A 14,443-nucleotide genomic window follows, 5' to 3' on the forward strand; every position below is an offset into this window, starting at 1 on the left:
TCGCGTTTTCCGTGGAAACCCGGTAGTCAACCCGGCTTGCCCGCCGTCACCCACGGGTTGGCCGGCAGGTGCTTGAGTCTGCCGCAGACCAGGTAGGCCATCAGGATCAGGCGCGCGTCGGTGCGGTAGCCGCGGGCTCGGGTTTTGGCGGCTTGGATCAGCCCATTCATCGACTCGAGGAAGCCGTTGCTCAGGCCGCTGCCGAAGTGGCCGAGACTACCTTTGAGGCGGCTTCGCACGGTCTGGCCCAGGCGCTTGAATGCGGGCAGCCGGCTGCGTCGCGCCCAGCTGATCCAAGCGGTCAGCAGCGCCTGGGCCTGCGCGCGGGTGATGGCTTCGCGGAACACCGAGCGCAGCGCTTCTTTCAGCCGCCACGCGCGGGCTGTCGCTAGGCCGCTGCGCTGCAGCAGGTGCATCGACTGGATCTGCTTCGTGTTCCAGTTCGAGGTCGATTTCAGCAGCGCCCAGCGGCTGCCCTTGAGCTCGGGCGCCTGTCTGGTTTCAGCCCGCCGAACCTGATCCATGGCGTCGTTCGCGAGCTGAACCACATGGAACGGATCGAAGCTGATCCGCGCCTGCGGGCACTGCGTCCGCACGCCTGCCTGGAAGGCCTTCGACATGTCCATGCTGACCTCGGTGATCGCGGCTGGATCGCCGCCGTGCTGGGTCAAGTCCTCGGCGAAACGCTTGAAGGTACTGGCGTCGCGGCCGCGGGTCGCGAAGGCCAATCGCCGCTGTTTGGCATCGAAGAACACGCTGATGTACTCACCGCGCCGGCTGCTGGTTTCATCCACCGGCAGCTGGGTCAGATCGGCCCGCGATTCTTGCGCGCGCCTTCGGGATGTAGTGCTCAAGCGCGCGCCAGATGCGGTCGGCTCAAGACACCGAGCGCGCGTGCCCCCTGCGCCACCGGCAGGCCTTGGCAGAGCGCGATCACGAACGCCTCCATCACCACCGAGAACCCCGATCCGGGCCGCGACCACGGCACCTCGGGCTGGCCGGTCTTGCCGCGCTGCGCGCAGGCAACCCGCGGCGCGCGGGCCTTGATGAAGGCTTTGAATGGAAGAAGTGCAGATGCTGCCTACGGCGGGGCGCTCGGTCGTGGATCGTCTGATCTGCCGCAGCGCAGGCGGGGCACGCCAGCCGGCTGGCGTGGCGCTCGGCCTTGAAGCGGATCGAGCCCTCGGTCGGGGCGAAGTCGAAGCCGATGACGGCCCACGGTGTGGTCAGGCCAGGCGCCTGTGTGAAGAGCTGTTCCATCTGGCAAGGCTGCCTTCCGAAGGGGCTCAGGCGAGGTTGGGGTCCACACCAGGTGTGACGGAGTCGATGTTGTGCGACGGAACATGTGATTTCGATCGGTGCCGGGGTCGCGGTGGCACATGACACGACAGGACAGCGTGGCATCTACAAGAAAAAATGCAAGCCGTACCTGTCAGATCTTGCAGCTGGTCATGATTGCTCTGGGCGGTCATCCTCCGGCGATCGGCGCATTCTCCGTTTCGCTATGTGCTCGACATGTTTGTCGTACTTAAAAGTAAAGGTTGAAAACGACTGAAACTAAGCTCCGCTCGACCTAGCTTGAAGTTGTTGTGTCTGCTCGCAAACCAACAGCACTCCGCCAGAAAACTTCAAGCTACCTAAAAGAACGGTTGTGTCCATCAGCTGTCATGTGGAGTTGTTACCTTGCCTCGCCTGCGGATCCTGCAGCAGGTGGCTAGATTTCCGGGGGGATTGCGCAGTCTCCTCTGGATTGTGTCTCCGTTCGTGCGCGTTTCCGATGCGCGCGACTGTCAGATTTGTTGAAGGCGTTCCCGTTACCGATGCGTCGAAGAGGAGAAGTATTCCGCCGACGCGTTGGCCCTTATTGTGCGTGCGCTTGTGCGCCGCTTAACCGAGTGCAAGCGGCAATGATGATCGAAGTTCGGGACTATCTGGTGGTGGGTGCAGGTCCAGCGGGCGTGCAGCTAGGATATTTTTTGAGCCGCAACGGCCATGACTACGAGATCCTTGAGGGCGGAAGCGCGCCGGGCCGGTTCTTCGAAGTGTATCCGCGCCACCGCAAGCTGATTTCGATCAACAAGCGACATACCGGATACACCGATCGCGAGATCAATTTGCGCTGGGACTGGAATTCGCTGCTGAGCGACGATCCGTCGCATCGCCCGTTCACAAGTTACAGCAACGCGTTCTTTCCGCCTGCCGATCTACTAGTTCAGTACTTGCAAGATTTCGTAGACCAGCATGCAATTCGCGTTCGCTATGGTGCCGAAATCGTCCGGATCAGCAAACCGTCGCATTTCGAGCTCACTGACGCCAATGGCCAGGTCTACGCCGGTCGTCGACTGATCATCGCCACGGGCGTTTCGAAGACGTACGTACCCAACATTCCCGGCATCGAGGCCGTCGAAGATTATTCGACGATGCCGATCGATCCGGATCAGTTCGAAGGGCAACGCGTACTGATTCTTGGCAAGGGGAACAGTGCCTTTGAGACCGCCGACAACCTGGTCGACACCGCCGCGCTGCTTCATCTGGTCAGTCCCAATCCCCTCAAGATGGCTTGGAAAACCCACTACCCGGGTCATCTGCGCGCGGTCAACAACAACGTCGTCGATACTTATCTGCTGAAGTCACAGAACGCGATTCTCGACGCTACCGTGGAGCGCATCGCTCGTTCTGGCACGCAGCTGCTGGTGACCTTTCGGTATACGCATGCGGAAGGCGAATCGGAAGTCATCGCCTACGATCGTGTGCTGGGCTGCACCGGTTTTCGCTTCGATGCTTCGATCTTCGATGAAACCTGTCGTCCTCAGATGTGCAGCATGGGCAAGCTTCCAGCGCAGACCGCCGGATGGCGATCGCAGAACGTCGAGGACCTGTACTTTGCCGGGACGCTGACGCAGTACCGTGACTACAAGACGTCCGCATCGCCCTTCATCCACGGCTTCCGCTACAACACGCGCTCGCTATACCGAATGCTGGCCCAACGCTACGAGGGCAAGCCCTGGCCCGTGCGCACCGCGGTGGCGACCCCAGACGCGCTTACCGCTCTGCTGATCGAACGCATCAACCGTACGTCGGGCCTCTGGCAAATGTTTGGCTTCCTGTGCGATGCCGTGGTGCCGTCGGCTGATCAGCAGCACCTTCAGCACTTCGAGGAAATGCCAGTCGACTTCGTCCACGAGTCCGAGATCGGCTCGCAAGACTTCTACTTCCTGCTGACCCTTGAGTATGGTCACAACAAGGAATTCGATCCGTTCTCGAACGAGCGTGTTGGACGGACCAACGTGCTGCGTTCGGACATGAGCAATTTCCTGCATCCCGTCGTTCGCTGCTTCAGCCACGGCAAGCTGTTGGCCGAGCATCACGTGATCGAGGATCTCGCCGCCGAATGGCGCGAAGACGAGCACATCGAACCACTGCGCGCATTTCTGCACCACCAGTTCGCCACCCACGTCCTGCTGCGTAAGCAGGGACGTGACGAGGAGCTCGAGCCGGAGCTCGCCGATTGATCGCATCGGTCAGCAGCCGACTCGGCTAGCGATCTACACGGGGACGGATCGGCGTGCCTCACGGCGGGTGGCCCCACATGGCTCCACCTAGCTGAATCGATTTTCTTGCTGGGGGAGGGGCCCCGCAAAACCTCGCATTGGCGAGGTGCTGCGCCTCAGTCGATTGTTTCAGGGGTGAGATGAACGCCAAAGCTGCAAGCCTGGACCGCGCAATTCTTGGGAACCACTACGGCATCTCCCCGCAGAGCGGCGAGCTTGCCGAATGGTTGATTGACGGCAATAACGCGGGCTTTGGGCTGAACTTCCAGGCACAGGGGCTGCCGCGCTTTCTGTCCGAGTACTATTACGACGTTTCGCACTGGCCGGTGCTGATCTCGTCAGCGATGCGCGCCCAGTTCGCGGATATGGTTCGCACCATGCCAGCGTTGATTTGCCGCGGCATTTGCCGCTACTACGCCGACGATCCGAAACGCTTTGCAGAGCGATATCGGCTTCCGGACGCGGCACTGCAGCTATTGTCGGGGGTGGTTGGTGACGGCAGCCAGGTGCTGGTGCGCTACGACCTCACGATGGTCGACGGCAAACCCAAGATACTCGAAGCCAACGTGGGATCGAACATCGGCGGTTGGCAAACCGGCTACCTGTGGCCGCAGTTTATCGAAATGATCCGCAGCACGCCGGGGCGGCAACACTGGGATGTCCGGCACACCAGCACCGTCGACGCCTTCTTTCGCCACATCGACACCACGATTCGGGAGCATCTCGGCGCTCGGGCTACCGGCAACGTGTTGATCATGATCGAGGGCTACTACCTTGAACACGGTTTCGACCGGGAAGTGCAGGCGATGTACCGGCGCATCCTCGCTGAATCGGGTCGCAGCGGAAAGTTGCTGTTCGACGGTGGAGCTGATGCGATCAGCATCGATGCGCGCGGACGGGTGACGTTTCGCGGCGAAATCGTTGATTGCGTGCTGAAGACGACGACTCCTCGTGCCAATATCGTTCCCGAACTGTCGCGTGCGCATCTGCGCCGATTGGTGTATTTCCCCGACAACGCCTTGTTCTCTCTGCTTGGGGACAAAACCAACTTCGCGGTCCTGCATGCCGTTCGCGAAGCTGGCGCGCTTACTGCGCACGAAGCCGAGATGGTCGACGCATGCATTCCCTGGTCCGCGTTTGTGAGCGAAGCGGTGGTCGAGTGGCGTGGGCGCCGCGCGAATACGATTGATCTGGCGCTTGCGCTAAAGGACGACCTCGTCTTGAAGCGCGGTATGTCCGCGCAAGGCAAAGACGTGTTCATCGGCCGCTTCCATACACAGGACGAGTGGCGCACCGCCGTGCAGACCGCCGGCACCGATGGTGCTTGGCTCATCCAGGAGTACTGCAGGCCGGACCGCCTCTACGCACCCACCTCGGACGGCGAGATTGCCGAACATGACGCGATCTGGGGGGTCTTCGGTTTCGGTCAGCAATACGGCGGTGCGTGGGGGAGGCTGATGCGCAGCAACACCGGCCACGGCGTCGTCAACTGTGCTCGGGGTGCGAAAGAGTTCGTCGTCCTCGAGGTTTGAGCGACAGGGGGCGGAGCTTCGGCTCGGCGGTAAATCATGCAGTCAGAGTGGGGTGACAAATGGCGGATCAGTGGCACGCGCTCACGCCAGCGCAGCTCGACATCTATCTGAACCAGCAGCTGTACCCGCAGTGCCCCCTCTACAACATCGGCGGCACGATGGTGCTGCGCATCGCTATCGACGAGCAGCGCTTTGCGCAGGCACATGCAGAGTTCGTTGCCGCCCACGACGCGTTGAATCTTTGCTTCGGCAGCATCGACGGCACTCCGGTGCAGCTTCGCGCTGATCGAACTTTGGCATTGCAGCGACTCGACTTCAGCAAGGAAGTCGATCCTCACACCTGCGCCGAGCGCTGGGTGAGTCGCGCGATGCGGCAGCCGTTCGCCGCCCACGGCGAACCCTTGCATCGATCGGCACTGCTGAAACTTGGCGCCTCCGAGTATTTGTACTTCACCTGCGCCCACCATCTGATCATCGATGGCTGGGGCTTCGCGTTGTGGGCACGTGAAACAGTCGCTCGCTACGTAGCGCTGTGCGAAGGCGTTCTCTGGGCCGATGCGCCGCCCCGCCTGCTGCCGCTGTTGCAGGCCGAATCCGACTACGTAGTCAGCCGTCGCTACCGCGCGGCCCAGTCGTATTGGGAGCAGGAGTTAGTGCGTCTGCCAATCGGGCCAGTGGCGTGGAAACCCACTGGCACACCGCGGCCGAGCGTGCGCCATGAGCGCGAACTCTCGATCGAGACGGTCACGAAGTTGAGCGCAGCGGCCAAGCGGGTCGCTGGCGGGCCACATCATCTTTTGCTTGCCGCCCTGTGCGTCTACTTTGCGCGCGCTTCGGGCCAACATGAGTTGGTGGTTGGGCTACCCTCGCACAATCGCCATCGGGCAGCCCTGAAGGCGGTGATCGGATCCTTCGCAGGCACCGTTCCCCTGCGCGTTGCGCTGGAGCCGGGGCAGACGCTCCTGGAAATTGTCTCTACGTTGAAGGCGCGAATGGCCGAGGTCGCACGGCATGGCCGTCATCCGCTGGCGGCGATTCGCGAATCGATGCGCGGTCGCGGCGTAGAAGTTGATCGTCTGTTCGATCTGCAGTTCAACTATCAGCGTCTCGACTATGCCACCGTCCTCGGCGAGACCGCGGAGTCGCGCTTCCGCGACAACGGCTACGAGCAAACTCCAGTGGTCGTCACCGTATGCGACTACGGCAGCGGGCATCCACTTCGACTGTTGGTTGACGTCAACACTGGCTGCTTCGCGGAGGAAGATGCCGAGGCGCTGGCAGAGCGCCTGCTCACCGTGCTCGAAGACCTGTGTCAGCCCTCGATGCCGGCTTGGAATGAGGTGTCGCTGCTGCCTATAGCCGAGCGACGGCGGCTGCTGCAAGAGTTCAACGGTGCCGAGCTGACGCTCCCGGTCGACGACGGGTTGCATTCGGCGTTCGAGCAGGTCGCCCTCGCGCGACCCGACGCGATCGCTCTCGAATGCGCCGGACGTACGCTGAGCTACGCCGAGCTCGATCGGTGTGCCAGCCGCCTCGCGGAGCGGCTGATCGACGCAGGCATTCGCGAAGAGCAGTTTGTCGCAGTCTGCATGTCGCGCTCGATCGAGATGGTCGTCGCGCTGCTCGCTGTGCTGAAGTCGGGCGCCGCCTACGTGCCGCTGGATCCGGCCTATCCGTCCGAGCGCCTTCTCTACATGCTGCAAGACAGCGGCGCACGCCTGGTACTGACCGACAAGGCCGCGGACGACGGTCTGCGGGACACTGCCGTCGAGGCTTGGTACCTCGACGACGCATTGACTGCCGACGCGCAAGCGTCGGGCGCATCGCCGCAGCAGATCAGAGCTGAGCGGGCGGCGTATCTGATCTATACCTCGGGCTCAACGGGTCGGCCCAAGGGCGTCTGCATCGAGCATCGGCAGGCCGTGGCGTTCGTCCGCTGGGCAAGCGTTGCCTACTCATCCGAACAGCTGCGCTCGGTCATTGCCGGCACCTCGCTGTGCTTCGACCTATCGATCTTCGAGCTTTTCGTTCCGCTGAGTTGCGGCACCACCGTAGCGATCGTCCGCAATCCGGTCGACGTCGACGGCATTCGTGCCGCGCGCGCACCGACCTTGATCAATACCGTGCCGTCGGCGATCGCCGAACTTCTGAATGCCCGCGCGATTCCGGACTCGGTCCAAGTCGTGAATCTGGCCGGTGAGACCCTGTCGCGTGCACTGGTCGAGCGCGTTTACGCTGCGACGCAGGTGACCGCGGTATTCAACCTGTACGGCCCGACCGAAGACACCACCTACTCGACTTGGGCGCGCATTTATCCGGGGGAAACCGGCGCGCCGACAATCGGGAGGCCAATTGCCAACGGCAAGGCCTACGTGTTGGACGCAGGGCGTGCCCTGCTGCCGATCGGCGTTGCCGGCGAGCTCTACCTGGGCGGCGCAGGCGTGGCGCGAGGCTACCTTGGTCGCCCCGAGCTGACCTCGGAGCGCTTCGTCACGGATCCATTCGCTGCCGGCTCACCTGCGTGCATGTATAGCACCGGTGACCTGGCGCGTTGGCGCCACGACGGCATGCTCGAATACATAGGCCGGCTGGATCACCAGGTCAAGATTCGCGGATTCCGGATCGAACTCGGTGAAGTCGAAGCGTGCATCAATGAAGTGACCGGAGTCTCTGCCGCCGCCGTGGTGGTGGCTGATTCGACGCTCGGTGAACCGCAACTGCTTGCCTACTTGACCGGCGACGACGCCGATCTGGCCGAACGGTGTCGCAGCGAGCTGCGCCGGCGGGTCCCCGAGCACATGGTGCCTGCCGCCTTTGTGCATCTGGAGGCAATGCCGCTGACGCCAAACGGCAAGGTCGATCGCGCGGCCTTGCCCAAGCTGTCGTTGTCGGCTGGTGTCGAAACACCGATCGCGCCTAGAAACGACGTCGAGCGCGCTATGCACGCACTCTGGTGCGAACTGCTGCAACGCGACGATGTGGCGATCAATCAATCGTTCTTTGAACTCGGCGGGCAGTCCTTGTTGGCGATGCGCATGACCGCCCGCATCGATGCGCTGTTTGGACGCCAGTTGAGTTTGCGCGACGTGTTTGAGCAGCCAACCATCGCGACACTCGCGGCTCGGCTCGAAGAGATCAAGCCCACCGCTCCGGCGAGCGAGGATTCAGCGCAACCCGAACATCTGCCTGCCTCGCATGCGCAGCGAAGACTGTGGTTTATCGACCGCTTTGAGGGCGATAGCCGCGCCTATCACATGAGCGCGGCGCTGAGGATCGATGACAGATTCGACGTCGACGCCTTCGCTCGGGCTGTGGGCCAGCTCGTTGATCGGCATGAAGTGCTGCGCACGCGCTTCGTCGAAAGCGAGGGCGAGGTCTACCAGCAGATTGCACATGACCTGCAGCCCGCGATCGCTGTCAACGATTTGTCCGACCTCGACGATGAAGCGGCCCGGCAGGCGCTTGAGCGACTGCGCGAGCAAGATTCCGCTACCCCCTTCGAACTCGATCGGGACTTGGCGCTGCGCGTTCGCGTCGCGCGCATGCCCGAGCAGAAGCACGTGGTGCTGATGACCCTGCATCACATCGCTGCCGATGGCTGGTCGATCGAGGTAATCCTCGGTGATCTCGACGCTCTGTATCAAGCCGAAAGGCGAGGCATGACAGCGTCGCTGGCCGTGCTGCCCCTGCGGTACTCCCAGTACGCGCTCGCCCAGACCCGCTGGCTCGACAGCGCCGCGGGTCGATCGGCGCTGGAGACGCTCTGCGCGCGGCTGCAGGGGGCGCCGCAGCTGCACGGTCTGCCACTAGACCATCCGCGGCCACCGCGGCAGTCGTTCGTCGCGGCGAGAGTCGAACACGTGCTTGCGCCGGAACGTGTCGCCAAGCTGCGGCTGGCCTGCCGGCATCATGACGTCACGCCATTTGTATACCTGCATAGCATCTATGCCCTTCTGCTGGCGCGCTTCAGCGGTGAATCGGATATCGTCATCGGCACCCCGGCGGCGGGCCGCGGCGACCCTTCGACGCATCGGCTGGTCGGACTGTTTGTCAATACACTGGTGATCCGAAGCGACGCGTCGCCCGGCCAGACGTTCGCCGTCTGGTTGGAGGCCAACAAGCGCGCTGTGCTCGAAGCCTTCGCAACCGAACAGGTGCCCTTTGATCTGTTGGTGGAGCGGCTGCGACCGGCACGCGATCCGGCGCACGGTCCACTGGTGCAGCTACTGCTGACGCATCAGATCGTCGATCTCCAGGATCGACGACTCGGCGATGCAAGCATCACGGCGATCGAGCCACTGCAGCGATCGGCGAAGTTCGATCTTGAGCTGACCTTGATCGATAACGGTCATTCTCTGCACCTGGCCTGGGACTATTCCGTGGCGCTGTTCGAGGCATCGACGGTGCAGCGGCTCTCGGATGCCTTCGCCTGCCTCTTCGACGCTGCACTGGAGGCACCCGACGAGGACATCGCTGCCTTGGCACTGCAGCCGCAGAGCCTTCCTCCAGGGTCGACCACGGAACAGGCCGCGGCACCTTCGCCCGTCATCCTGCCGGAGCTCTTCGTCGAGTGGGCCCAGCGCCAACCCGATGCGGTGGCGATCGTCCATGAGGACGACTGTCTGAGCTACGCAGACCTTGATGCGCGGGCCACGCGGTTGGCGCACCGCTTGCTTGCAGTTGGAAGCGGGCCCGGCGACCGCGTCGGCATTTGTCTGCCGCGATCGGTCGAATGGCTGGTAGCGATACTGGCGATCTGGAAGGCCGGCGCAGCCTACGTCCCGCTTGATCCGAGCTATCCGCAGGCCCGGCTCCGGTTCATGGTCGAGGATGCGGCACTGACGCGTTCGGTGGCTGTCGGCGAGACCATGCACCTGGTCGCAGGAATCGTTGCCGACATCCTCAATCTTGATCGCATCGCATCTGGGGCGGACTGTGATCGCGCCGCCGAGAAGCTGCCGGCATTGCCGCGCGTCGATGCCGCGGACCTGGCTTACATCATCTATACCTCGGGATCGACCGGCCAGCCGAAGGGCGTCTGCATCGAGCATGGCAATCTCAGCAACCTTGCCGAGAACATCGCGGCGCTGGTCGCGCGAGAGTTGGGTACGTCCGTCGTTCGCTGGGCTTGGAATGCGTCACTTTCATTCGATGCCTCGCTGCAGGCAATCAGCCAGCTCGGCTACGGAGCCGAGCTGCATTTGCTGAGCGACAAGCAGAGGCAGCATCCGCAGCTGCTGCTGCGGATGCTGGCCGAACAAAAGGTTCAGGTCGTCGACTGCACCCCGTCGCAGCTGCGGATTTGGCTCGACGCGCATGCCGGTGGCAGCTTGCCCATGTTGCTGATCGGTGGTGAAGCGATCGGGTCGACATTGTGGTCGGACCTGCGTGCACGCCATCGGCAGGACGGGCAAATTGCGTACAACGTGTACGGACCTACCGAAGCCTGCGTCGACGCCACCGCATGCCGCATCGACGACAACAGTCCCGAGGAGTCGCTCGGGCAGTGTCTCGACCACGTGCAGGCGCACGTGCTGGATGCCCGCTGCGTGCCGGTGCCAACTGGGGTTGTCGGCGAGCTCTATCTCGGCGGCGCCGGAGTGGGTCGCGGCTATGTAGGGGCAGACGCCCAGACGCAGCCGCGCTTCGTGCCCGACTCCTTCTCCGCCGTAGCGGGTGCACGGCTCTATCGCACCGGTGATCGTGTTCGTCGCTGCCAGGACGGGCGTCTGACCTTTGTCGGCCGCAGCGACGGGCAGTGCAAGCTCAATGGATACCGCATAGAGATCAGCGAGATCGAAGCGCGGCTGGCCACGGTCTCAGGTCTGCAGCAATCCGCCGCCGTGGTTGTACACGGAGCAGGAGGGAGCCGTCTGCTCGCGTGCGTGGTGACCGACGAGCCGACCGCCGATTCCGCGACCGTCAATGAACGCGTCCGGCGAGCCTTGAGCGAGACCTTGCCGCCCTATATGGTACCCAGCGGCTGTGTTCTGCTCGATCAGCTGCCGCTTACTGCCTCCGGGAAACTTGATCGTCGCGCGCTGCAGACCTGGGCGGCGGCAGGCCTAGACAGCGCCGTGTACGTGGCGCCGATCGATGCGCTAGAGCAGCAGATGTGCGCTCTGTGGCAGCGGCTGCTCGAAGTCGAGCGAGTGGGTCGCAGCGACGATTTCTTCCTGCTCGGCGGCCACTCGATTGCGGCGATCCGGCTGCTCAGCCGGTTGCGCAGCGAATTCGGCTGGGAACTGTCGCTACGTGCGGTGTTCGAGCACCCGACTGTCGCCGCACTTGTGGCGCTCGGCCGCAGCACAGTCGACAGCCCGTCGCGGCCGACCCTCATCGCCCGCAGGGATGCGATCGACTCGCCATTGTCATTCGCGCAGCAGCGAATCTGGTTTCTGCAGCGGCTCGACGAGGCCGATGCCGCCTTGAACATTTGCGGCGCCTTGCATCTATCCGGCCCCATTGATGTCAACCGGCTCGCACGCAGCATCGACCAGATCATTGAGCGCCATGCACTGCTGCGAAGCGCGGTGATCGAGCGCGACGGTGAGCCGCGACTGCTGGTGCAGCGCGTGGCGCCGATAAATCTACAGCCGGTCGAAGTTGAATCGCACCGTGTCGACGCACAGCTGCGCGCGTTCTCCGCCGAGCACTTCGACCTCCGGCGCGCGCCCCTGCTGCGACTTAGACTGCTGCGGCTCGGGCCCGAGGAGCATCTGCTTGCGCTGAGCCTGCACCATATCGCCGGCGATGGCTGGTCGCTGCGCGTATTGACGCACGAACTCGGCAAGCTGTACCGGTCGGCGCCACACTCTTGGTTGGCGGTACTCCCCGAGCTGCGCCTGCAGTACGGCGACTACGCCGACTGGCAGCGACGCTTTATCGAGTCTGCAGCTGGGCAAGCGCAGCTCGACTACTGGCTGCAACAGCTGCAGGGCGCCCCCGAACAGTTGACGCTGCCGAGCGAGCCGGACGGTCCGGCGGCGTGCGATCTCAAACTTGTCGTTCCGGCGCAACTGACTGAACGCTTGACGGCCTTCGCTGGAACAGCCCGCACCACCCTGTTCGTCACGCTGCTCGCCGCCTTCAAGGTCTTGCTGGCACGTTGGAGCGGGCAGAGCGACATCGTTGTCGGCACCCCCAGCGTCAATCGCCGCGACGAGGCGCTGGAACCGCTGGTTGGCCTGTTCCTCGACAATCTTGTACTGCGAACACAGCTGAGCCCGGACGCGTCGTTTGCCGGTCTGGTCGAGCAGCTGCACGTCACGACCCTCGACGCGCATGCGCATGCTGAAGCACCGTTCGAGCGCATCGTCGAACGGCTGGCACCGCAGCGGACGCTGGGCCGAAATCCGCTGTTCCAGGTGTTCTTCAACATGGTCAACCTGCCTGCCCTGGACATCGAACTGCCGGGTCTGCGGGTCCACGAGCATCCCGTCGAGTCCTCGGCGGCGAAGTTCGATCTGACCCTGTATGTACATCCGACCGATCGGCAGCTTGCGTTCACGCTGAACTACGATGCGGTCCGTTTCGGCCGCCGGCAGATGGAGGAACTGTTGCGGCAGTACCTGCAGCTGCTCGAACAAGTCGCCGACAACCCGTCGGCCGCCTTGCGAACGCATGCACTTGGTGCGCTCGGCGTCGCCGGCCACGACCCTCGCCTGCCGAACCCCGTCGAACCGCTGGCCGCTGATTGGCGTGGACCCGTGCATGCGCATTTCGATCGGCAGGTGGAGCGTGCCCCGCAGCGAATCGCGGTGGAAGACGCTCGGGTCGAATGGAGTTACTACGATCTGCAGTGCCGCAGTCGCCGTCTGGCAGACGCGCTGCGCAGCGCGGGCATCGGTTGCGGCGACGTTGTCGCGGTGCAGGCCCGCCGCAGCGCCGAGATCGCAAACGTGCTGCTGGCGGTGTTTCGTGTGGGTGCTGCCTTCGTAATGCTGGATCCGACCTTTCCGGCGGCGCGTGTGTGCAGCTATCTGCAGCTTGCACGGCCCCGCGCCTGGCTGCAGTTGAATGATGATCCCCTTGCGCCCGAGCTCGTCGAGGCTTTGCAGCGCATCGACGTTCGGCTTGATCACGCGGCGATCGACCAGATCAGCAGTAACTTCGATACGCCGATGATTGCGTTGGGAGACGCCGGTTGGCAGCCCGATCAGCTGGCCTACCTCGCCTTCACGTCAGGCTCTACTGGCGTACCGAAGGCGGTCGAAGGAAGACATGGTTCGCTGACCCATTTCCTGCCCTGGCTGTGTGAGACCCTTGGCTTTGTGCCTGAGGATCGCTTCTCGCTGCTGTCCGGGCTCGCGCACGATCCGCTACACCGCGACGTGTTCACGCCGTTGATGATCGGTGCGCGTCTGTGCGTGCCGGAGCAGGCGACCTTCGTACCTGGCGATCTGCAAGACTGGATGTCGCAGCAGGCGATCAGCGTCGCGCACTGCACCCCGTCGGTCGGTCGCATTCTCTGCGACGTCCCGCCGGAGGCACGTTTGCCGGCGCTGCGTTGCGTGTTCATGACCGGCGAGCTGCTGACTTCGGAAGACGTCCGCCGCATGGCGACGTTGGCGCCCGAGTCCAGGATCACCAATTTCTACGGCGCCACCGAAACTCAGCGAGCGGTCGGCTGGCACAGTATCCGCGCGCGCGATGTCATCGAGCGTCCGCACTTGCTGCCACAGCGGATTCCGCTCGGCCGTGGCATCCCAGGCGTGCAGCTGCTGCTGATGAACGCGGAGGGCCAGCAGGCCGCCATCGGCGAAATCGGCGAGATCGCGATTCGCAGTCGACATCTGGCGCTGGGCTATCGAGACGATCCCGAGCTGACGGCTCAGCGCTTCGTGGCGAATCCGTTCACTGCCGATAAGGCTGATCGGCTGTATCTCACTGGCGATCTTGGTCGCTACCGCACTGATGGCAGCCTCGAAGCGCTAGGCCGCTCCGATCACCAGGTGAAGATTCGTGGCTTTCGCGTCGAACTCGGCGACCTCGATGCTCATTTGTCGCGTCACCCTGAGGTCAAAGCTTGCATCTCGATCGCCGAGCGGGAGCTGGCTGGCGGCGCACGATTGGTCTCTTATGTGGTGCCGCGAGACGGACGCTTGGAACGCTCGGAGCTGAAAGCCTGGCTCAGCGAGCAGCTGCCGAGCTACATGGTGCCGAGCGTATACGTGCTGCTGGAGGCGCTGCCGCTGACGCCGAACGGCAAGGTCGACCGCCGGTCACTGCCTGCGCCGGGCGAGGACGCGCTGCAGCGGGCCGCCTACGTGGCGCCACGCACGGCCATCGAAGAAGCTCTGTGCGCGCTGTGGCAGGACGTGCTCGGTCTTGAGCGGGTCGGCATCCACGACAACTTCT

General features: G+C 63.4%; 4 protein-coding genes. 3 read left to right on the plus strand and 1 reads right to left on the minus strand.

The window, feature by feature from the left end; translation table 11 throughout:
- Positions 1–26: 26 nt before the first annotated feature.
- Positions 27–983, minus strand: a complete 957-nt coding sequence (locus ACIQ7H_RS10470; protein WP_395791132.1) for an ISL3 family transposase — start codon at positions 981–983, stop codon at positions 27–29.
- 924 nt (positions 984–1,907) lie between these two features.
- On the opposite strand from ACIQ7H_RS10470, the gene ACIQ7H_RS10475 reads away from it, so the two are divergent.
- The 3 genes from ACIQ7H_RS10475 to ACIQ7H_RS10485 form a co-directional block, all read left to right on the plus strand.
- Positions 1,908–3,512: an NAD(P)-binding domain-containing protein gene (locus ACIQ7H_RS10475; RefSeq protein ID WP_395791134.1), complete on the plus strand. Its 1,605-nt coding sequence runs from the start codon at positions 1,908–1,910 to the stop codon at positions 3,510–3,512.
- A gap of 179 nt (positions 3,513–3,691) precedes the next feature.
- Positions 3,692–5,083, plus strand: coding sequence for a hypothetical protein (locus ACIQ7H_RS10480; RefSeq protein ID WP_395791136.1), 1,392 nt, complete (start codon positions 3,692–3,694; stop codon positions 5,081–5,083).
- A gap of 59 nt (positions 5,084–5,142) precedes the next feature.
- A partial coding sequence (locus tag ACIQ7H_RS10485) for an amino acid adenylation domain-containing protein (RefSeq protein WP_395791138.1) occupies positions 5,143–14,443 on the plus strand: 9,301 nt, incomplete at its 3' end.

Source organism: Aquimonas sp., from assembly GCF_044377145.1.
Taxonomy (GTDB): Bacteria; Pseudomonadota; Gammaproteobacteria; order Xanthomonadales; family Xanthomonadaceae; genus Aquimonas.